Here is a 20,284-nt window from a genome sequence, read left to right as displayed (position 1 = left end):
TTGAACCATATTGTTGGTCGACACCGCTTCCATCACGCGACGGAAACGGAATTCCTTGATTGATTGACATTTGCGATGATCAGCCTGACGCCTGCATCCTCCACCATTTTCCGGTCCGCATCCGAAATGCCATCATCGGTGATGATGGTGGCAACGCGCTGCAACGGACAGAGGATGAGGCTCGAGCGGCGAGCGAACTTGGTCGAATCAACGAGCAAGACGAGCTCATCGGCCTGATTGATCAGTTTCTGCTCGCCTTGGATGATGAGCGCGTCGGACTCCATGACCCCGAACGGGCCGACGCCCTGCGAGCCCATGAACATCCGCTTTCCGTAGAAATTGCGCGTCACATCGTTGTCGAAGGGCGAAAGTATGATGCTTTGCTCGCGGTAGATCGCCCCGCCGGGCACAGTGACCGAGCTCTTGGAATTCTTCACCAGATGCTCGGCAATGGCGAATGAATTGGTCATCACCTGCAACCGCCGCGACGCAAGGAAATGAACCATCTGGAATGTTGTCGTACCGCCATTGATGATGATGGCGTCGCCTTCTTCACAGAGCGCTACGGCTTCGCGGGCTATGGCGCGCTTTTTATCGGCGTTTTCCGACTCCGAAACATGAAAGTGCCGGCCGGCGAGGGGCGTCAGTTGCGGTGGATGCACGGCTTCGGCGCCTCCACGCACCCGGCGCAGCTTGCCTTTGACATGGAGCGAGGCAATGTCACGACGGATCGTTGCTTCCGACGCTTCCGTCAGTTCGGCAATGTCCTGAATGGTGATGACCGGCTTTTCCTGAACAGCGCTCAGAATGATGCGGTGGCGCTCACGCTCGTGCATGCTTATCCTCCTCTTGTCGTAATCTATGGCGCAAAAACAGCGCGAGTGTCAATCAACTTCAGTCAAATAGTTTCATATTGCACTGCACAATAGTAAGTTTATGACTGAATTTGACTGTTTGTGATTGACAACAAAATGCCATCTGCTCCATAGCTAGACGCAAATAGCAGCGGCCGGACGATCTGTCCTGCGCTGGCAATTGACTTTTCGGGAGGCGAATATGGCAGACAAGGTCCAACTTCTGGATAATCGTTGGGATGATCAAACGGCCGCTGAACTGGATGAGCCGGGCAAGCTGCTTTATCGTTCCAATCTGCTGGGCGCCGACAAGCGCATCACCAATTATGGTGGTGGCAATACATCCGCCAAAGTAATCGAAACCGACCCGCTGACCGGAACGCCAGTCGAGGTATTATGGGTCAAGGGATCGGGCGGCGATGTCGGTACGATCAAGCTCGATGGTTTTGCCACGCTCTATATGGAGAAGCTGGAATCGCTGAAGTCCATCTACAAGGGCGTCGAGGACGAGGATCGCATGGTCGGCTTCCTGCCGCACTGCACCTTCAACCTCAATAGCCGCGCTGCCTCCATCGATACGCCGCTGCACGGATTTGTGCCGTTTAAACATGTCGATCACATGCATCCCGATGCGATCATCGCCATTGCCGCGTCGAAAAACTCCCGCGAACTGACGCACGAAATCTTCGGCGACGAGATCGGCTGGTTGCCGTGGCGTCGTCCCGGTTTCCAGCTCGGCCTCGACCTTGGCGCCTATGTGGCTGCGCATCCAAATTCCAAAGGTGTCGTGCTCGAAAGCCATGGTCTCTTCACGTGGGCCAACGACGCCAAGGAATGCTATGAACTGACGCTCGATATCATCAACAAGGCGATCGTCTGGTTCGATCAGAAAACGGCCGGGAAAGCCGCCTTCGGCGGGGAGGTCACCATAAGTCTGGATGCCTCCGAACGGCGTGCCATCGCGGCCAAATTGATGCCGGAAATTCGCGGAAAAATCGGTGTGTCGGAACGCAAGCTCGGACATTTCGATGATCAACCGGTGGTGCTTGAATTCGTCAATTCAAACAATCTGCGCCCTCTCGCGGCCCTCGGCACGAGCTGTCCGGACCATTTCCTGCGCACGAAAATTCGGCCGCTCGTGCTCGACTTCGATCCTGCGAAACCGGATGCCGGCGCGGTAGCCGCATCGCTTGACAGCGCGCTGGAAGCATACCGCGCCGACTACGCCCGCTATTACAATGACTGCAAGCACGACAATTCGCCGGCGATGCGCGATCCCAACCCGGTGATCTTCCTCATTCCCGGTGTCGGCATGCTGTCCTTCGCCAAAGACAAGGCGACCGCGCGCATCGCCGGCGAGTTTTACGTCAACGCGATCAACGTCATGCGCGGCGCTTCATCGGTTTCCGAGTATCAAGGCCTGCCCGAACAGGAAGCCTTCGACATCGAGTACTGGTTGCTCGAAGAAGCCAAGCTCCAGCGCATGCCAAAGCCGAAATCACTGGCGGGACGGGTGGCTTTCGTCACCGGTGGCGCCGGCGGCATCGGCCGGGCGACGGCGGAACGGCTTTTGGGCGAGGGCGCCTGTGTAGTGCTTGCCGACATTGATGCCGAAACATTGAAGACGGCGCATGACGATTTCGCCAAACGCTATACAGCGGATGCCGTACGCAGCGTTCAGTTGAACGTGACGGATGAGGCAGGGGTGATCGCCAGCTACGCCGAAGCTTCCGTGGAGTTTGGCGGCGTTGACATTCTGGTTTCCAATGCGGGTATCGCATCCTCGGCACCAATCGAGACGACCGAGCTTTCGATGTGGACCCGCAATATCGATATTCTTGCAACCGGCTATTTCCTCGTCTCGCGCGAGGCGTTCCGGCTGTTCCGCAGGCAGAAGATTGGCGGTAACGTTGTCTTCGTCGCGTCGAAGAACGGTCTGGCCGCATCGCCCAATGCGAGCGCCTACTGCGCGGCCAAGGCTGCGGAAATCCATCTGGCGCGCTGTCTAGCGCTGGAAGGCGCTGAAGGTGGCATTCGCGTCAATACGGTCAATCCTGACGCGGTACTGCGCGGCTCGAAAATCTGGAATGGCGAATGGCGGGAGCAGCGCGCCGCCTCGTCCAATCTGCAGGTTGACGAGCTCGAGGAACACTATCGCAAGCGTTCACTGCTGAAGCTCAATGTGCTGCCGGAAGACATCGCCGAAGCGGTATATTTTCTTGCCTCGGATGCATCTGCCAAATCGACTGGTAATATCATCAATGTCGATGCGGGCAACGCGCAGAGCTTTACGCGTTAGTACTGTCAGTCTCGGGAGGACATCATGGCTGAGCTACATATTTCCGGTGAACTGATTGCGGCCGAAAACGACCGGCTGCTCGCTGCGCACAAGAGCGACTACGAGGCGCTGGGCGCTCATCTCGTGCGACGCAACATCGACATTGACGCGATCACCAACAAGGTCGCGGACTTTTTCGTCGCCGTGCCCTCGTGGGGTGTTGGCACGGGTGGAACGCGCTTTGCGCGCTTTCCCGGCATAGGCGAGCCGCGCGGCATCTTCGACAAGCTCGACGATTGTGCGGTGATCCAGCAATTGACGCGGACAACCCCGTATGTGTCGTTACATATCCCCTGGGACAAGGCGGATCCGAAACATTTGAAGGCTCATGCCGATGCACACGGCCTTGGTTTCGATGCAATGAATTCCAACACGTTCTCCGATGCACCCGATCAGGCGCATTCCTACAAATATGGATCGCTCAGCCATGCGAATGCTTCGACGCGGACACAGGCGATCGAGCACAACATCGAATGTATCGAGATCGGTGCAGCGATTGGCTCGAAAGCCCTGACCGTGTGGGTTGGCGATGGCTCCAATTTTCCGGGGCAGAGCAATTTTGCCAAAGCCTTCGAGCGTTATCTCGGATCAATGTCGGAAATATATAAGGCGCTGCCGGATGATTGGCGCATCTTCTCCGAGCACAAGATGTATGAGCCGGCTTTCTATTCGACCGTGGTACAGGATTGGGGGACAAACTATCTGATCGCGCAGACATTGGGACCGAAAGCCTATTGTCTTGTCGATCTTGGCCATCATGCCCCGAATACCAATATCGAGATGGTCGTTTCGCGGCTGATCCAGTTCAAGAAACTCGGCGGCTTCCATTTCAACGATTCCAAATATGGCGATGACGATCTCGATGCCGGATCAATAGATCCCTATCGCCTGTTTCTCGTCTTCAATGAACTGGTCGACGCGGAAGATCGCGGCGTAGACTTCCATCCCGCCCACATGATCGATCAGTCGCACAATGTCACAGATCCGATAGAAAGCCTGATTTCAAGTGCCAATGAAATTCGCCGGGCCTACGCTCAGGCTTTGCTGGTGGATCGAAAGGCATTGAGCGCTTACCAGGATGAGAACGATGCGCTGATGGCTTCCGACGCATTGAAGAGAGCCTACCGCACCGATGTCGAACCAATTCTCGCCGAGGCGCGTCGACGATCAGCCGGAGCGATCGATCCTGTTGCCACCTATCGCAAGAGTGGTTACCGCGAACGAGTTGGTAAAGAACGACCGGCAAGTGTCGCGGGCGGCGGCGGAATAATTTAATCCATCTACTCCCATCAAAACAAAGGGGCTGCGCTTCATCACGCGGCCCTTTTGTTTTTTGAATTGACAGCCCCGCCAGCATTTGTTCTTATTCTACTATAAAACACTATAATCCATTATTGTGGAATAAAGGGAACCGTCATGAAATCACTGAAGCTTGCACTTCTCATTGGTTCAGCGCTGATTGCTCTTGGCCCCTCCGCTTTTGCTCAGACAAAAGGCGGGGTCATCAATGTCGCCACAATCGGCGAGCCGCCAACGCTCGATGCCATGGCCTCGACAGCGGATCTTGTCGGCATCGTCTCGCAGCATATTTTCGAAACCCTTTATACATTCGACAAAAGCTGGAACGTCACACCACTTCTCGCTGCCAGTCTTCCCGAAGTTTCGCCTGACGGCAAAGTCTACACGATAAAGCTTCGCACCGGCGTCAAGTTCCATGACGGCACGGATATGGATTCGACCGACGTCGTCGCGTCGCTGAAACGCTGGACAGAAGTTGCCTCACGCGGCAAGCAGACAGCCTCGATGATCGCTTCGATCGAAGCTGTCGATCCCGCCACTGTCAAAATCACTCTCAACGCGCCTTATGCCCCGCTCGTTTCGCTGCTGGCTTTCAACAATGCCGCCGCGATCATTCTCCCGAGCGAGAAGCAGCAAAATCCGATGACCGATCCGGTCGGTACGGGGCCGTATATGCTGAAGGAGCGCAAGGCAGACCAATATATCCAGCTGGCACGTTTCGACGGCTACACATCACCCGAGGGCGACGAAAACGGCTATGGTGGTGCGCGTCATCAATATCTGGATGAAATTCGCTTTGTTCCTGTGCCGGATGCCAATACACGCGTCGAAGGCGCAGTTTCGGGTCAGTTCGACTACGTCGACAGCCTTCCGGTTGAAGCCTACGACCGGCTGAAAGACCAGAAAACCACTGAAGCCGTTTTGCTCAAGCCATTCGGCTGGCCGGTCTTCGTCATGAACACCAGTACGGGTATCACCAAGAACCAGGATATCAGACTGGCCATTCGCGATTCGCTCAGCATGGAAGACATGATGGCAGCGGCCTTCGGCAGTACGGATTTCTATTCGCTGAATGCGTCGATGTATCCCGACGGCTATAGCTGGAAGACCGATGCGGGCACCGAAGGCGCCTACAACGTCGCCGATCCGGAAAAGGCTGCCGAACTGATGAAGAAGGCCGGCTACAATAACGAACCGATCCGCATTCTCACCAGCCGCCAATATGAATTCCACTACAAGATGGCACAGGTTGCCGCCGAGTATCTGAAGGCTGCGGGCTTCACGGTGGATATGCAGGTCGTGGACTGGGCAACGCTGACCCAGCGCCGTGCCGACCCGAAACTCTGGGACATCTATATCAGCCACAGTCCCTTCCTGCCGGAGCCGGCTCTGATTGGTGCCATGTCGACCAGCGCGCCCGGTAATTGGGATACGCCTGCACGCAAGGCGGCCGTCGATGCGTTTAACTCTGAAGTCGATCCAAAGAAGCGCGTTGAACTTTGGGGCGAAGTACAAAAAGTGATCTATGCCGAAGTCCCAATCATCAAGATCGGCGATTTCAACGCGCTCTCGGCCAAGTCAGCAAAGCTGGAAGGTTTCACGCCAGCGCCATGGCCCTATTTCTGGAACGTGTCGCTGAAGCAATAGCGCAGGCGCAACGGTCGCGGGCAGGGGCTTCCCCAGGGCCTGCGACCATTCTTCAGTAAAACTGCAAGAGAGAACGATCCGACCAGATGCTCCGCTACATACTCCAACGCTTTATCGGCATGATCATCGTGATGTTCCTGGTGGTGACGATAGTTTTCATCATCGTGCGCGTCACGCCAGGGGATCCCGCTGCCGTGATGCTCGGGCCGGAGGCAACTGCGGCGGATATTGCGGCGCTGCGTCAGCAACTCGGGCTCGATCAATCCATTCTGCTGCAATATGTCTATTTCATCGGCAATCTGTTCAAGGGCGATCTCGGGCAGTCCATCTTTCTCAACCAGCCCGTACTGCAGGCGTTGGCCCAGCGCGCCGAGCCGACCTTCTTTCTCACGATTTTCTCGCTGCTGATCGCCAGCGTCATCGCCATTCCAATCGGCATCTATGCTGCATACCGGCGCGGGTCATTTTTCGATCAGGCAGCAACAGCAGTAGCGATGCTTGCTGCAAGCATCCCGAGCTTCTGGCTGGGACTCATCTTGATGCAGATATTTGCCGTGCGGTTCGGCCTGTTTCCGGTATCCGGTTATGGCGGGCCGGGAACATCGTTGATGGAGCGGCTTGGCTATCTGGTGCTGCCGGCGTTTGCGCTCGGCATCGTCTCTTCCGCGCTCATCATGCGTTTCACCCGCGCCTCCATGCTCGATGTGCTCGGCGACGATTATATTCGCACAGCGCGCGCCAAGGGTGTGGATGAGCGGCGGGTCGTCCTAAAACATGCCTTCAAGAACGCGCTGATACCGATCCTCACCGTCCTCGGTCTGACAGCTGCCGTGCTGATCTCGGGTGCTGTCGTCACAGAGACCGTGTTTGGTCTTCCCGGTGTCGGCAGTCTTGTCGTGTCGGCGGTACTGCGGCGGGATTACCCTGTCATCCAGGGCGCGCTGCTGATCATCGCAGCGCTGTACGTCCTCATCAACTTCGCCATCGATATGCTCTACCTCGTCGTCGATCCAAGGGTGCGCTACTGATGGCCGATATCGCAACCAACGTCCCTACAAGCGAGCGCTCGAAGTTTTTCCGGATCCTGATCCGGCGCAAGACCGTTCTGTTCGGGCTGATCGTTCTCGCCATCTTCGTGCTCCTTGCGGTCTTCGCACCCCTGATCACACCCTATTCGCCGAGCAAATTGTCCATCGTCAACCGTCTCAAGCCACCGGACATGAAGTGGTTCTTCGGCACGGACGAATTCGGCCGCGACGTATTCTCGCGGACGATCTTTTCGGCGCGGTTGTCGCTATTGGTCGGTTTCGCCGTGGTGGTGCTTGCGTCGCTGATCGGCGTGACCCTCGGCATCCTCGCTGGATTTTTCCAGAAACTCGACGCGCCGATTACCCGCCTGATCGACGCGATGATGGCTTTTCCGGATATTCTGTTGGCGATTGCGCTCGTTGCAGCACTCGGGCCATCGCTGACCACGGTCATTGTCGCGCTTAGTATCGTCTATGCGCCGCGCCTCGCTCGTATCGTTCGCGCCTCGACATTGGTCATTCGCGAACTGCCCTATGTGGAGGCGGCGACCTCGCTTGGAATCTCCACGCCGCATATCATGACGCGGCATATTCTGCGCAATCTGCTATCGCCGATTCTCGTGCAAGGGACATTCCTGTTCGCCAATGCCATGCTCGCGGAAGCCGGTCTCTCATTCCTCGGACTTGGCGTCAGCCCGGAAGTGCCAACCTGGGGCACGATGATCGCGTCGGGTCGTCAATATATCGGCAAGGCGGACTGGATGACGCTATTCCCCGGCATCGCCATCGTGCTTGCCGTTCTCTCCCTGCAGATGGTCGGCGACGGTTTCCGCGACCTTCTCGACCCCCGCCTCAGAAAGGATCTTTGATCATGCCTGCCTCTTCTGCAACCGCCGGTTCTCCAATGGAAGGGCGCTTGCTGCTGACCAATGTCAAACCGGTTTCGTTCGGACCGAATACGCCGTCGTCCAGCATCGATATCCTGATCGATGCTGACGGCAGGATTGCCGAGCTTGGTCCTTCGCTGAATGTCGATGGCGATGTGCGCCGTGTCGACGGCATGGGCGCATGGATTTCCCCGGGCTGGGTCGATCTGCACACACATATCTGGCACGGCGGCACGGATATTTCGGTGCGTCCGCAACTATGCGGCGCCGAGCGGGGTGTCACCACCATCGTTGATGCGGGTTCGGCAGGTGAAGCCAATTTCCACGGATTTCGCGAATACATCATTGATCCGGCACGCGAACGTATCAAGGCGTTTCTGAACCTGGGCTCCATCGGGCTCGTGGCCTGCAACCGGGTCAGCGAACTCAGCGATATCAAGTCGATCGATATCGATCGTACAGTTGCCTGCGTTAATGAAAACCGTGATCACATCGTCGGACTGAAGGTGCGTGCCAGCCATGTGATCACAGGCTCCTGGGGTGTCACTCCGGTTAAAGTCGGCAAGAAGCTCGCCAAAATACTGAAAATCCCGATGATGGTGCATGTTGGCGAACCGCCGGCACTCTATGACGAAGTGCTGGAAATCCTCGGCCCGGGAGATATCATCACACACTGCTTCAACGGCAAGGTCGGCAGCAGCATCATCGAGGACGATGATCTGTTCGAACTTGCGGCGCGTTGTGCAGGGGAGGGCATTCGTCTCGACATCGGTCACGGCGGCGCATCGTTCTCGTTTCGCGTGGCGGAAGTCGCGATCCAGCGTGGACTTCTGCCGTTTTCGATCTCGACCGATATTCATCTACGCAGCCTGAACTTCGCAGTGTGGGACCTCGGCACCACGATGTCCAAACTCCTGAGCGTCGGCATGCCGTTCGACAAGGTGGTGGAAGCAGTGACGATCTCTCCCGCATCGGCGATCAATCTGCCGACTGATAACCTCTTGTCGGTCGGAACGCGTGCGGACTTCACCATCTTCGAGCTCGCCGATTCCGATCTCACAGTCATCGACTCGATGGGTTACGAAGCAAGGCTCGACAAATTGTTCGAGCCACACTGGGCAGTGCTCGGCAATGAACCAATCGCCGCCAGCCGCTACCAGCCCGTCAAGCCTGAAACATCCGGTGCCATGGCGCCCTATTCATACCGTTGAGGAATTCGCCTTGAGTGACCTGTCAAGTCCGGCAATCGACGCCGACGTTTCCCCCTATGATCGTCTCAAGGCGCTGGGCATAGTTCTTCCCCCGGCGCCGAGCCCGATCGCGAATTTCGTCACCCACATCCAGGAAGGCAATATGCTGTACCTGTCGGGACAGGGCCCGCGGGAAGACGACGGGTACATGCATACCGGCAAGGTCGGAGGTTATGTAGGCGTCGACGAAGCCTATAAGCATGCGCGTCTGACCGGTATCAACCTGCTGGCGGTCATGCATTCGGCGCTCGGAGATTTGCGGCGGGTGAAACGTGTGGTGAAGCTTCTGGGCATGGTCAACGCAGTACCGGATTTTGCCGATCATCCCTCGGTCATCAATGGGTGCTCGGACTTGCTGATCGATGTTTTTGGTGAAGCCGGCAACCATGCGCGTTCAGCCGTTGGCTTCAGTTCGCTGCCCGGCAATATCACCGTGGAAATCGAGGCAATTATTTCATTGAAGGATTGAGATCAGGAATGACTGCGCCAGCCCATCACCGTTTCGATCCGCTCCGCCGAAGCCTTGACCTCGGCTGTGTAGCGATCAGGATTGTCGGTGATCTTCTGTTCGGGCAGAACGATGGAAATGGTGGCAATACAGGCGCCATTGTCATCGCAGATCGGCGAGGCGACACAGGCAACCGCATAGTCGGATTCGCCCGCCTGTATGGAGATGCGTGCCTGCAGGGCTTGTTTTGCCGACTCGGACAAAACGGACGGATCGATCACGGCGCGCCCGGTCGGAGAGGATTTCGCGCAATGCTCGAACAGGTCCAGCCGTTCCTGTTCGGGGAGATGGCCAACAAGCAGGCGGCCGGATGCAGTCCAGTTGAGCGGCACGCGGGTGCCGACGCGCGACGTCACCTGAAAATGCCCCGGGCCGTCAGCCATCGCCAGCACCATCATATGATCGCCATCGCGACCGCAGACCTGTACCGTTTCGCCCGAAACGCGGCTGAGATTGTGCATCTCGTGATTGGCGACATTGAGAAAATCCAGCGAGCGCGCATAGGCAAGACCATAGTGGTAGAGCCGCGCGCCCAGCCAAACGGTATTATCGCCATTGCGCGACAGGAGGTTCTTTTCAACGAGATCGTCGATGATCACATAGACGGTGGAAAGGGGGGCACCAATGGCCTTGGCGATCGCGTAGACGCCCGCCGGATTTCCCGTTTCGTACAGATAATCAAGAACCTGCAGGGCACGATCGATACCGCTGACACGCGAGCGGCGGGCAGTCGTTTCTTCGCTGGAAATAGGTGCGTCCATGTCTGATGTCTTCGCGTCCACTCTTAGGCTCCTGGCACTATCGCTAAAGTTTTTTCGACCCTTTATTACATTATAACGGCATATATGCCAAGCAAACGGAATACGCTTCGAGGAGAATACCATGACCGACTCTCATATGCAGCCCGATATACGCCAGTCGCTGGGACTAAGACCCGTGATCAACGTTTCCGGGACGATGACATCGCTGGGGGCGTCAATCGTGGTGCCGGAGGCGGTCGCGGCAATGAGTGCCATACTCCCGCAATTTGTGGAAATCAACGATCTGCATAAGAGGGCGAGCCCGGTGATCGCACGGCTGACGGGCGGCGATGCGGGCTTTGTCACTGCATCCTGTTCGGCCGGAATCAGTCTCGCCGTGGCGGCGGCGATGACCGGAAGCGATCTCGCCGCAATTGAACGACTGCCGGACACGACAGGCCTGAAGGACGAAGTCATCATACAGACTGGCCATGTCGTCAGCTACGGCGCGCCGGTTGACCAAGGCATCAGGCTTGCGGGTGCGAAGGCGGTCCTTATCGGCCAGGCCACGTCCTGCTATCCCTACCATCTCGACGGTGCCATCAATGAGCGTACGGCTGCCGCGGTTTTCGTGGTCTCGCACCACACAGTCCAGTATGGCCTGATCGCCCTGAAGACGTTTGCCGAGCTTTGCCATGCACGTGGTGTTCCGGTCATCGTCGACGCCGCTTCCGAGTACGATCTGAAAATCTTCCTCGCGGAGGGTGCCGATATCGCGCTCTATTCGTCGCACAAGTTCCTCGGCGGACCAACGGGCGGTATTGTTGCCGGGCGCAAGGATCTGGTTCGCAATGCGTTCCTGCAGAATATGGGCATTGGGCGCGGCATGAAGCTAGGCAAGGAAAGCATCCTTGGCACCATCGCAGCACTCGAAGCCTGGGAGAAGCGCGACCATGCCGCTATCCGCGAAAAGGAAAACGGCTATCTCAACTTGTGGAAGCAGACGCTAACGGGCAGGCCCGGCGTCACTGCCGGGATCGAGCCGGATCCAACCCACAATCCGCTTGACCGTTTGCGGGTGACGGTCAACCCGCAGGAAGCGCATATCACGGCTTGGGACCTCGCTGATGCACTGGCGAGAGGGGTCCACCCGGTCATCGTTCGCGATCATGAGGCCGAGCATGGGTTTTTCTATATGGATCCATGCAATCTGCATCCGGGCGAGGAGAAAATCGTGGCGAGCCGTCTCGACGAGGAGCTGAGCAAGGCACGAGCCTCGAATGAAATCATCGCAAGCCCGTTTGAAGAACGTTACGCCCGTCGTATCGCTGGCCTGATGCGCTGGCCGGATTGACCCGGAGGATAGCTCATGGAAACGCCCATCGCCCCCGTTCTGTCGGTTTCGAACCTGACCACATCTTTCTTGGCCGATGGTCAGTGGCGGCCGGTGGTGCGCAACGTCTCCTTCCACGTTGCGCCCGGCGAGACCGTGGCGATTGTGGGCGAATCCGGGTCCGGAAAGAGCGTCACATCGCTTTCTGTCATGCGGCTTTTGCAAAAGGACAAGAGCCGTATCGAGGGGAAAATCATGCTGGGAGGAAAGGACATTCTTGCCCTGCCGGAGAGCCAGATGCGCGGCATCCGCGGCAATGACGTCGCGATGATTTTCCAAGAACCAATGACCAGCCTCAATCCGCTGTTCACGGTGGGCCAACAGATCAGTGAGGCACTACTTTGCCATCACAACATCTCGCGTGCCGAGGCCAAGGCAGAAACCATCCGGCTTCTCGAAAAGGTGCGGATACCTGCCGCGAAATCGCGATTCAATGAGTATCCACATCGCTTCTCGGGCGGGATGCGTCAGCGCGTGATGATCGCGATGGCTCTGGCGAGCAAACCAAAACTGCTTATCGCCGATGAACCAACCACAGCTCTGGACGTGACCATTCAGGGCCAGATCCTCGATCTTATAAAATTGTTGCAGGACGAGGAGGGTGCCTCTGTTCTCTTTATCACCCACGATATGGGCGTTGTGGCGGAGATCGCCGACCGGACCGTGGTCATGTATAATGGCGAGGCGGTCGAAACCGGCAAGACCGAGGATATCTTCGCGCGGCCGCAGCATCCGTACACGCGTTCGCTGCTTTCGGCAGTTCCGGTTCTGGGCTCGATGAAAGGGCACGAGCGGCCTTTGCGATTTCCGGTGGTCGATCGCGCTACCGGCACATCCGATACGCCGGTCGAAGCGGCCGATACGGTGCAAGCGGGGGTCCAGCCGCTTCTGGATGTGCGCAATCTTACGACGCGTTTCAACATCCATTCCGGCATGTTCGGCCAGCTTGAGGGCCGGGTGCACGCTGTCGAAAATCTTTCCTTCACATTGCAGCCCGGCGAAACGCTTTCGCTCGTTGGCGAATCCGGCTGCGGAAAATCAACGACGGGACGCTCGATCATGCGCCTCGTTCCAGCGCAGGCTGGCGAAGTCCTGCTCAATGGCCGGGATGTGCTGACCATGGACCCGAAGCAATTGCGCGACATGCGCCGGACCATGCAGATGATATTCCAGGATCCGTTTGCGAGCCTCAATCCGCGTATGACGGTCGGCGCGGCCATTGCCGAGCCGTATCTGGAACACAAGCTTGGAACCCGTGCCGAAGCACGTGAGCGTGTGGCCGATCTACTGGAGCGTGTGGGCCTCGCGCAAGCAATGGCAAGTCGCTATCCGCATGAATTCTCCGGCGGCCAGCGTCAGCGCGTCTGCATTGCCCGCGCACTGGCACTCGACCCGAAGATCATCGTTGCTGACGAATCCGTCTCGGCACTCGACGTCTCGATAAAGGCGCAGGTCATCAACCTTCTGCTCGACCTGCAGGCTAGCCTGAACCTCGCCTATCTGTTCATCTCGCACGATATCGCCGTGGTGGAACGAGTCAGCCACCGCATCGCGGTCATGTATCTTGGCGAAATCGTCGAAATCGGGCCGCGCGCGGCGATCTTCGAAAATCCGCAGCATCCCTATACGAGAAAGCTGATTTCTGCAGTGCCCGTTCCCGATCCTTCGCGGCGAGGTGTAAAGCGGCCTGTATCCAATGACGAGATCAAAAGCCCCGTTCGGCCACCGGATTTCGCAGTTCCGATCCGTCAATATGCCGAGGTTTCGTCGGGACATCTGGTTCAACTCTGATCAAGCCGGGGCTTGAGACATCGACCTGATCGTGACATGACATTGCCAGAGTTGCCCCATCATCAGGCGCAGAGCAGGAAAAGCCATGTCCAAGCCTTTTATCGATCACCTGTCTTCCGAACTCGAGGGGCTGAAACAGTCCGGGCTTTATAAGACCGAGCGCGTCATCACCTCCAAACAAGCCGGACAGATCGTTGTGGATTCGGGTGCAAAGGTGCTCAACTTCTGTGCCAACAATTACCTCGGGCTTGCTGACAACGAAGAACTTGCAGCAGCGGGCAAGGCAGCGCTCGACCGCTACGGCTATGGCATGGCATCGGTACGCTTCATCTGCGGCACGCAGGAGGAACACAAACAGCTTGAAGCCCGCATCTCCAGCTTTCTCGGTTTGGAGGACACAATCCTTTATTCCAGCTGTTTCGATGCCAATGGCGGCCTGTTCGAAACGTTGCTCGGCGAGGAAGACGCTATCATTTCCGATGCGCTCAACCATGCCTCGATCATCGATGGCGTGCGTCTCTCCAAGGCCAAACGTTTCCGCTACGCCAATAATGACATGGCAGCGCTGGAAGAGGAATTGAAGAAAGCCGAAGGCAGTCGCTTCAAGATGATTGCGACCGACGGCGTGTTTTCGATGGACGGCATCATCGCCAATCTGCAGGGTGTTTGCGACCTTGCCGAGAAACACGGTGCCATGGTCATGGTGGACGACAGCCATGCCGTGGGCTTTGTCGGCAAAAACGGTCGCGGCTCCGCCGAGCATTGCGGCGTCGAAGGCCGTGTCGATATCATTACCGGTACACTGGGTAAGGCGCTGGGCGGGGCTTCGGGCGGCTATACATCCGGCAAGCGCGAAGTGGTCGACTGGCTGCGTCAGCGCTCCCGGCCCTATCTTTTCTCAAACACTTTGGCGCCTGTCATTGCGGCAGCATCGCTGAAAGTGTTCGATCTGATTGACCAGGGCGCGGACCTGCGCGCGCGCCTCAGCGCCAATGCCGCGCATTTTCGCCGCGATATGACAAAGCTTGGCTTTAATCTGGCCGGCGCCGATCATCCTATCATTCCGGTGATGCTTGGCGAAGCGACGCTGGCGCAGGAAATGGCCTCGCGCATGCTGGACAAGGGCGTTTATGTCATCGGTTTCGCCTTCCCCGTGGTGCCAAAAGGCCAAGCTCGCATCCGCACCCAAATGTCCGCCGCCCACACCAGCGCAGACGTCGCTCGTGTGATCGAGGTTTTTGCTGAAGTCGGGCGCGATCTCGGCATCATTGGAGCTAAATAGCATGTCGAACATGATGAAGGCGCTGGTCAAGGCAAAGGCGGAACCCGGGATTTGGATGGAGCGCGTTCCGGTTCCGGAGCCCGGTCCAAACGACGTGCTGATCCGGGTCAAAAAGTCGGCCATCTGCGGCACTGATGTGCATATCTACAACTGGGACAAGTGGGCTGAGGCCACGATCCCGGTGCCGATGGTCGTGGGTCATGAGTTCAGTGGCGAGATTGCCGAAATTGGTTCTGCCGTGACCAAATACAAGGTCGGGCAGCGTGTCTCCGGCGAGGGCCATATCGTCTGCGGCATTTGCCGCAATTGCCGTGCCGGCAGGGGCCATCTCTGCCGTAACACGCTCGGTGTCGGCGTACACCGGCCTGGTTCCTTCGGCGAGTATGTCTGCATTCCGGAAAACAATGTCGTACCGATCCCAGACGATATTTCCGATGAAATCGCTGCGATCTTCGATCCCTTTGGCAACGCCGTGCATACGGCTCTGAGCTTCGATCTCGTTGGCGAAGATGTGCTTGTAACCGGTGCAGGCCCCATCGGCATCATGGGCGCCCTGGTTGCAAAGCGCTCAGGAGCCCGCAAGGTCGTCATCACCGACATCAATCCTGCGCGCCTGGCGCTTGCCCGCAAACTCGGGATAGATCATGTGGTCGATGCGTCGACGCAAAATCTCACCGACGTGATGAAGGACATCGGCATGACCGAGGGTTTTGATGTCGGGTTGGAAATGTCCGGTGCAGCACCAGCTTTTCGCGACATGATCGACAAGATGAACAATGGTGGCAAGATTGCCATTCTCGGCATTGCGCCGACAGGTTTCGAGATCGACTGGAACAAGGTGATCTTCAAGATGCTTAATCTCAAAGGTATCTATGGCCGCGAAATGTTCGAGACCTGGTACAAGATGATTGCCTTCGTGCAAGGAGGTCTCGATCTGTCGCCCATCATCACGCACAGATTACCGATCGATGATTTCCAGTCTGGCTTCGATGCGATGCGGTCTGGCAGTTCAGGCAAGGTGGTTTTGAGCTGGTAAGTAAGCGCGTCGTTCCGACAGGACAATGTTTCGGTGAAGTAGCCAACCCTGACCGACAGGATCTTGAAGAGCCAACATTTCGGGTTTAGCAAGCGGGGGGCGGCGTGATGATACCCGGCGGCCGGCCGGCCGAAACGGGAAACAGCAGTATCAAGCAAGACGACGAACCTCGAACGGGGGGCGGGTGTTTTTACTTTGGTTGCGGATGCTCCCCTTTACTTATGTAAACGGCGTTACCCATCTTTGCCTACAACGCCGTACCATGCTGAAGAACTCCCGATTGCGATCGAGACCATCTTCGCTGTCCTCGTGCACCGCGCGCGGACAAGAAATCTCTCCGCGTTGATCCGCATGCACGCGCGAGGCGAGGGGCAGGTTGTTTTGGTCCTGGCAGCCCCCGGACAGCGCCGTCCCTCGTCAAATACACTGGCCCGGGACAATGATCCGACCCAGGCGCATCTTCAGCAACTGAAAGATAACGTCGGAAATTTACGTCATAGACGGGATTTCGTGCGCGCTTCGCGTCGCGGGGCTTCCTGGTCCCGACAGGAAACTAAACGTGGGTTAATGTGTAAAGGAACGCAGGCGACCAGGCACTCTGCACTGGGGTGAGGTTGATATTACTGTTTTTAAGAAAGAGTAACATCAACTCATTCTGATAGGAATTATCGGCATCCGGCTGGACTCTCGACCGATAGCACTTCATGGCAGGAGCCAGCCGGAGAAACGCTAAGTATGTTCAGGCAGGGATCAGAATGCCTATCGTGTGAATCCCAACTGCGTTGCTGGTGTTTGTGGCCCCGTCCGTTGTGCCTTTGGCACAGGCGTACATCTCGCCTTCTTTGATCTTGAATTCCCTGTCTGGCTTCTTGATCGTGAATTCACCCGCAGTGATGTAACACAGCATGTCATTGTCCATCATGCTTGGCGCGGCCACCGCGCCGGGCTGAAATACGATATCTACCATGTTGATGCTCTTGTAGGCGGGGATATCTGACTTAAACGTGCCCAACTCAACTAACCTGACACCAGGGGCAAGCTCCTTGCCATCCGTTTTGCCGTACTCCTTGGTCTTGGCCACGGCTGGGCCTGCCGAAATGAGCAGAGGCGTTGCGGCGGTCGCCGCTAAACCGAGTGCCAATGCCGACCGACGGTTTATGTCTTTCATGGCTTCCTCCCATTTTTTGCATGCGGGATGCACCCGCACGGGAGTAGTGCACACCCGGCAAAGCGACCTGTCAAAACAATTTAATCGACGCGTTTGGCCGCGTCCGCTGTCTACACAATGACAATTTTGTAGCGTTATAACATTGGAAAATCCGAACGGTGATTACGATTTTTCCCGAGCATGTTGTTCGGTATCGTGATCGCCGCCCGCTCGGTTTGCCTGCTGAATTAGCTGCGGCGTCCAGGGAAACCAATGAGGATGTCACGATGGTTCATTGCAGGATTGGCTGCAGCTGTGTGGATACCGAGCTCGGTCTTGGGACAAACGAAGAAAAGGAGCTTTCAGCTCGATCCGAAATTCGAGCCGCAAAGCGTTCCCTACGAAAGTGATCTGCCAGCCGGGTCGGTGGTGGTCGACCCGAAAAACAGGTTCCTGTATCTTATCGAGAGTCCGTTCAGCGCACGCCGCTACGGCATCGGCGTCGGCCGCGCAGGTCTCGCATGGTCAGGTAAGGCCGTAGTGGGTCGCAAAGCGGCCTGGCCACGATGGATTCCCACAGATGACATGATCACAAGGGACCCTGCTAAATACGGAAAATATGCGGTTGGTGTGGATGGTGGTCCAGAAAACCCACTCGGAGCCCGTGCGATTTACCTCTACCGCGACGGACGTGACACCTACTACCGCATCCATGGCACAAATGAGCCCTGGACCATTGGAACGGCGGTGTCGAATGGATGTATCCGAATGACGAACGATCACGTCATTAGTTGTACGAACATGTCGGCGTCGGTGCGACGGTCGTTGTTTTGGGATAACCAATGGCTCCGGCTTAGATGGAAGGCCGACCCTTAGGTTGGGCCGATACTTCGGTAGCAAATGCCCCCTTGGTCTCAGCACAAAAATCTGTGCCGCACTGCACGGAAAGATAGCATCGCGTGCCAACTGCGCACCGAGCTTAGTCAGTCATCTGGGAAAAAGCCCAAAACGCGGACAAAGGCAACGCGAAGAGCTTTGGGCCAAAGCTCAGGGGGCGGTCTCCAAGATAAATCACGATCCCGACAACATTCCACGTTTTTCCTGGCCCTTCATCGCGGAACCATTTCAGGTGCCGAAAATCGTTCGAATCAACAGTAGCTCCTGCTTTCATTTCAAAACCTACGAGCGTCCTATCCGCTTCTGCGACAATGTCGATCTCGGGTCCCCGCTGATGACGCCAGTGGTAAAGTCGCCAATCGCTTTTTTGGTATGGAAGCGACTTCTGCAACTCATTGTGCACAAATGCCTCAAGAATAGCTCCAAGCCCGGTTGGGTTGGCATCGATAGCGAAGCTGGCCGACGTCAAGTTTCTCAATGCGGCGACTATCCCTGTGTCGACGATGTGAATCTTTGGATGGCGGATGTCGCGACCGACCTCGCCGGATGTCCAAGCAGGAAGCCTCACCAGGAGTGCCAGTTTGGTCAATACGTCCAAATATGTATCCATTGTCTTGCGCTGGATGCCAATCTTCCCGCTGAGGTCCTGGACATTGAGTTCGTTGGCAATTCGTGCGGCGAGTTGATCGATCAACCGACGCATCGCGTCAGATCTCCTGATTTCGAGGATATCAGCAACATCCCGTTCGACAATCGTATCCACGTAGTCTCGGTAACGGCGTCTGCGTCGGCGGTCCTCTAAGCTGCGAATCTCAGGATATCCCCCTGCCAGCATTATATCGACGTATGTGCTCCTTGAGACTTTATCCGGCATCGGCAAATCGGCAAGCGTTGGTCTCTCGGCTCGGTTGGCCCAATCCAGAATTCGCGCAGGCCCTTTCTGACTTATTTCGGCGACGCTCATCGGGAGCATCGTCAAGGTCTGGACTCGGCCAGCGAGGGAGTCCGCGACATGCGCGGATGTAAATACGTTCGAAGACCCAGTCAGGATGAATTGCCCCATTCTGCGCCGTTCGTCGACGATCTTCTTGATGGCAAGCGCTAGGCGTTTTGATCGTTGCGCCTCATCTATAATGAGAGGTGTTTCACCCGCTTCGGACACAAGCGCATCAATCTGCCCGACGGGATCAGCTTCCATCGCTGCTAGCACGTTCTCTTCATCCAACGTGACGAATTTTCCAACATCCAGCAAATCTCTAACAAGCGTAGTCTTCCCGACTTGGCGGGGACCGATAATGTTCACAACTCGCGCCGAGCGAAGGGCCTCGATAAGTTCCGCTTTTAGATGGCGCGGGAGCAGGGAGGCATCCATTTGTTTTCCAGTCGCGGTGACTTAGCCGGGGGCGGTGAAATTGATAACATAAACTTGGGGAGATGTATAATAGAAAGGTGGGGGAATGTATATTAGGCATCGGGTGAAATAAGTAATAAGTGTGCAAGAAAATGAGTAATACGAGCCTTGAGAATACGATGAACGGCGTGTACCAGAGAGCAGGCTCCAGTTGTGATGCGCGTTGATCGCATTTGCCACAACTGCAATTTCGACTGTTTCATTGGCTGCCGAATTCACCAAGGGCGAGGTAAAGAAAATTGATCTCAAGCAGAAGAACCTTACCATCAACCATGAGGCACTCAAAAGTTTGGACATGCCAGCAATGACGATGGTGGTTCGTTGTCAGCGACAATGCTCTGCTTGCCAAGGCAAAACCAAAGCGACCGAATTTCGCCGAGAAGGTCAACGGCAAGCTCACGGTAATTCAGTTAGATAATTCCCGGCAACCGATTGTTATCAGCGGCTCCGAAGAAATGCTGACTCTAGTCACCTTCAATTGCAAGACGCCAGCGGCTGTACATAGCCGCTGGTGTTATTTTTTGGAAAGACCGAAGCTACTATGCCCTTCTTGATCTCGATTTTGAACCGAAACATCGCGGGGAGGTGTTCCGCGCTACAAGCCCGATCTAAGGGCGGGTGGGTCCAGCGGACAGACACTCGAAAACGCCCTTCTTCACAATCTAACCCGCAGGCCCGGTATAACCAATCGCATTCGGCCCCCCATTCATCTCTCGAAGCTTGGTTATGTACTGCTGCGGACGCAGCAAGTGGCCGGGCACTTTATAGCCCATGGA

At 56.5% G+C, this 20,284-nt stretch carries 15 protein-coding genes and 2 pseudogenes; 13 read left to right on the top strand and 4 right to left on the bottom strand.

All coding sequences use genetic code 11. The features are described from left to right. Window positions 1-32: 32 nt before the first annotated feature. Window positions 33-836 (bottom strand): DeoR/GlpR family DNA-binding transcription regulator, encoded by an 804-nt coding sequence (locus tag C7476_RS25580; RefSeq protein ID WP_114432747.1) that lies wholly within the window; start codon window positions 834-836, stop codon window positions 33-35. Between the two features lie 220 nt (window positions 837-1,056). Here C7476_RS25580 and C7476_RS25575 point away from each other — a divergent pair, with 220 nt between their 5' ends. The 7 genes from C7476_RS25575 to C7476_RS25545 all read left to right on the top strand — a co-directional run bounded on the left by C7476_RS25575 (window position 1,057) and on the right by C7476_RS25545 (window position 9,772). Then, window positions 1,057-3,153 carry a bifunctional rhamnulose-1-phosphate aldolase/short-chain dehydrogenase gene (locus C7476_RS25575; RefSeq protein ID WP_114432746.1) on the top strand — a complete coding sequence of 699 codons (2,097 nt, stop codon included), beginning with the start codon at window positions 1,057-1,059 and terminating at the stop codon, window positions 3,151-3,153. 24 nt (window positions 3,154-3,177) lie between these two features. Then, window positions 3,178-4,467, top strand: coding sequence for an L-rhamnose catabolism isomerase (rhaI, locus tag C7476_RS25570; RefSeq protein ID WP_114432745.1), 1,290 nt, complete (start codon window positions 3,178-3,180; stop codon window positions 4,465-4,467). Window positions 4,468-4,608: 141 nt separating this feature from the next. Next, complete coding sequence (locus tag C7476_RS25565; RefSeq protein WP_114432744.1) at window positions 4,609-6,138, top strand: ABC transporter substrate-binding protein; 1,530 nt, start codon at window positions 4,609-4,611, stop codon at window positions 6,136-6,138. An 86-nt stretch (window positions 6,139-6,224) separates the two neighbouring features. Beyond that, window positions 6,225-7,166 carry an ABC transporter permease gene (locus C7476_RS25560; RefSeq protein WP_162702074.1) on the top strand — a complete coding sequence of 314 codons (942 nt, stop codon included), beginning with the start codon at window positions 6,225-6,227 and terminating at the stop codon, window positions 7,164-7,166. Beyond that, on the top strand, window positions 7,166-8,035 hold the full coding sequence (locus C7476_RS25555) for an ABC transporter permease (protein ID WP_114432743.1): 870 nt from the start codon (window positions 7,166-7,168) through the stop codon (window positions 8,033-8,035). Before C7476_RS25560 ends, C7476_RS25555 begins: the two co-directional genes overlap by 1 nt. A gap of 2 nt (window positions 8,036-8,037) precedes the next feature. Further along, window positions 8,038-9,264, top strand: a complete 1,227-nt coding sequence (locus tag C7476_RS25550; protein ID WP_114432742.1) for an amidohydrolase/deacetylase family metallohydrolase — start codon at window positions 8,038-8,040, stop codon at window positions 9,262-9,264. Window positions 9,265-9,274: 10 nt separating this feature from the next. Then, on the top strand, window positions 9,275-9,772 hold the full coding sequence (locus tag C7476_RS25545; protein ID WP_425374029.1) for a RidA family protein: 498 nt from the start codon (window positions 9,275-9,277) through the stop codon (window positions 9,770-9,772). A 2-nt stretch (window positions 9,773-9,774) separates the two neighbouring features. Here the strand turns inward: C7476_RS25545 and C7476_RS25540 are convergent, their stop codons facing one another. Continuing rightward, on the bottom strand, window positions 9,775-10,572 hold the full coding sequence (locus C7476_RS25540; protein ID WP_114432740.1) for an IclR family transcriptional regulator: 798 nt from the start codon (window positions 10,570-10,572) through the stop codon (window positions 9,775-9,777). Between the two features lie 136 nt (window positions 10,573-10,708). Here C7476_RS25540 and C7476_RS25535 point away from each other — a divergent pair, with 136 nt between their 5' ends. From C7476_RS25535 to tdh, 4 genes are all read left to right on the top strand, one after another. Beyond that, window positions 10,709-11,905, top strand: a complete 1,197-nt coding sequence (locus C7476_RS25535; protein WP_114432758.1) for an aminotransferase class V-fold PLP-dependent enzyme — start codon at window positions 10,709-10,711, stop codon at window positions 11,903-11,905. A 15-nt stretch (window positions 11,906-11,920) separates the two neighbouring features. After that, the gene (locus C7476_RS25530) at window positions 11,921-13,735 is read left to right on the top strand and encodes an ABC transporter ATP-binding protein (RefSeq protein ID WP_114432739.1); all 1,815 of its coding nucleotides are present in this window, start codon (window positions 11,921-11,923) and stop codon (window positions 13,733-13,735) included. Between the two features lie 85 nt (window positions 13,736-13,820). Continuing rightward, window positions 13,821-15,017, top strand: coding sequence for a glycine C-acetyltransferase (locus tag C7476_RS25525; protein ID WP_114432738.1), 1,197 nt, complete (start codon window positions 13,821-13,823; stop codon window positions 15,015-15,017). Between the two features lies 1 nt (window position 15,018). Beyond that, window positions 15,019-16,053: an L-threonine 3-dehydrogenase gene (tdh, locus tag C7476_RS25520; protein WP_114432737.1), complete on the top strand. Its 1,035-nt coding sequence runs from the start codon at window positions 15,019-15,021 to the stop codon at window positions 16,051-16,053. Between the two features lie 739 nt (window positions 16,054-16,792). Here the strand turns inward: tdh and C7476_RS25515 are convergent. After that, the gene (locus C7476_RS25515) at window positions 16,793-17,221 is read right to left on the bottom strand and encodes a hypothetical protein (protein WP_114432736.1); all 429 of its coding nucleotides are present in this window, start codon (window positions 17,219-17,221) and stop codon (window positions 16,793-16,795) included. A 252-nt stretch (window positions 17,222-17,473) separates the two neighbouring features. Between C7476_RS25515 and C7476_RS25510 the strand changes: the two are divergent. Then, window positions 17,474-18,039: pseudogene (locus C7476_RS25510) on the top strand (L,D-transpeptidase). Window positions 18,040-18,179: 140 nt separating this feature from the next. On the opposite strand, the gene C7476_RS25505 reads toward C7476_RS25510, so the two are convergent. After that, window positions 18,180-19,400 carry an ATP-binding protein gene (locus C7476_RS25505; RefSeq protein ID WP_245426583.1) on the bottom strand — a complete coding sequence of 407 codons (1,221 nt, stop codon included), beginning with the start codon at window positions 19,398-19,400 and terminating at the stop codon, window positions 18,180-18,182. 271 nt (window positions 19,401-19,671) lie between these two features. Between C7476_RS25505 and C7476_RS28970 the strand changes: the two are divergent. Beyond that, window positions 19,672-19,921, top strand: a pseudogene (locus tag C7476_RS28970) (copper-binding protein); the annotation flags it as partial. Window positions 19,922-20,284: the final 363 nt, after the last annotated feature.

The organism is Phyllobacterium bourgognense (assembly GCF_003337575.1).
Lineage (GTDB): Bacteria > Pseudomonadota > Alphaproteobacteria > Rhizobiales > Rhizobiaceae > Phyllobacterium > Phyllobacterium bourgognense.
The sequence above is the reverse complement of the archived record's forward strand: the minus strand, read 5'-3'. Positions and strand labels throughout refer to the sequence as shown.

Coding starts and splice junctions, on each gene's coding strand:
- C7476_RS25580 (WP_114432747.1), bottom strand. CDS start 836: ATGCACGAGCGTGAGCGCCACCGCATCATTCTGAGCGCTGTTCAGGAA.
- C7476_RS25575 (WP_114432746.1), top strand. CDS start 1,057: ATGGCAGACAAGGTCCAACTTCTGGATAATCGTTGGGATGATCAAACG.
- rhaI (WP_114432745.1), top strand. CDS start 3,178: ATGGCTGAGCTACATATTTCCGGTGAACTGATTGCGGCCGAAAACGAC.
- C7476_RS25565 (WP_114432744.1), top strand. CDS start 4,609: ATGAAATCACTGAAGCTTGCACTTCTCATTGGTTCAGCGCTGATTGCT.
- C7476_RS25560 (WP_162702074.1), top strand. CDS start 6,225: ATGCTCCGCTACATACTCCAACGCTTTATCGGCATGATCATCGTGATG.
- C7476_RS25555 (WP_114432743.1), top strand. CDS start 7,166: ATGGCCGATATCGCAACCAACGTCCCTACAAGCGAGCGCTCGAAGTTT.
- C7476_RS25550 (WP_114432742.1), top strand. CDS start 8,038: ATGCCTGCCTCTTCTGCAACCGCCGGTTCTCCAATGGAAGGGCGCTTG.
- C7476_RS25540 (WP_114432740.1), bottom strand. CDS start 10,572: ATGGACGCACCTATTTCCAGCGAAGAAACGACTGCCCGCCGCTCGCGT.
- C7476_RS25535 (WP_114432758.1), top strand. CDS start 10,709: ATGCAGCCCGATATACGCCAGTCGCTGGGACTAAGACCCGTGATCAAC.
- C7476_RS25530 (WP_114432739.1), top strand. CDS start 11,921: ATGGAAACGCCCATCGCCCCCGTTCTGTCGGTTTCGAACCTGACCACA.
- C7476_RS25525 (WP_114432738.1), top strand. CDS start 13,821: ATGTCCAAGCCTTTTATCGATCACCTGTCTTCCGAACTCGAGGGGCTG.
- tdh (WP_114432737.1), top strand. CDS start 15,019: ATGTCGAACATGATGAAGGCGCTGGTCAAGGCAAAGGCGGAACCCGGG.
- C7476_RS25515 (WP_114432736.1), bottom strand. CDS start 17,221: ATGAAAGACATAAACCGTCGGTCGGCATTGGCACTCGGTTTAGCGGCG.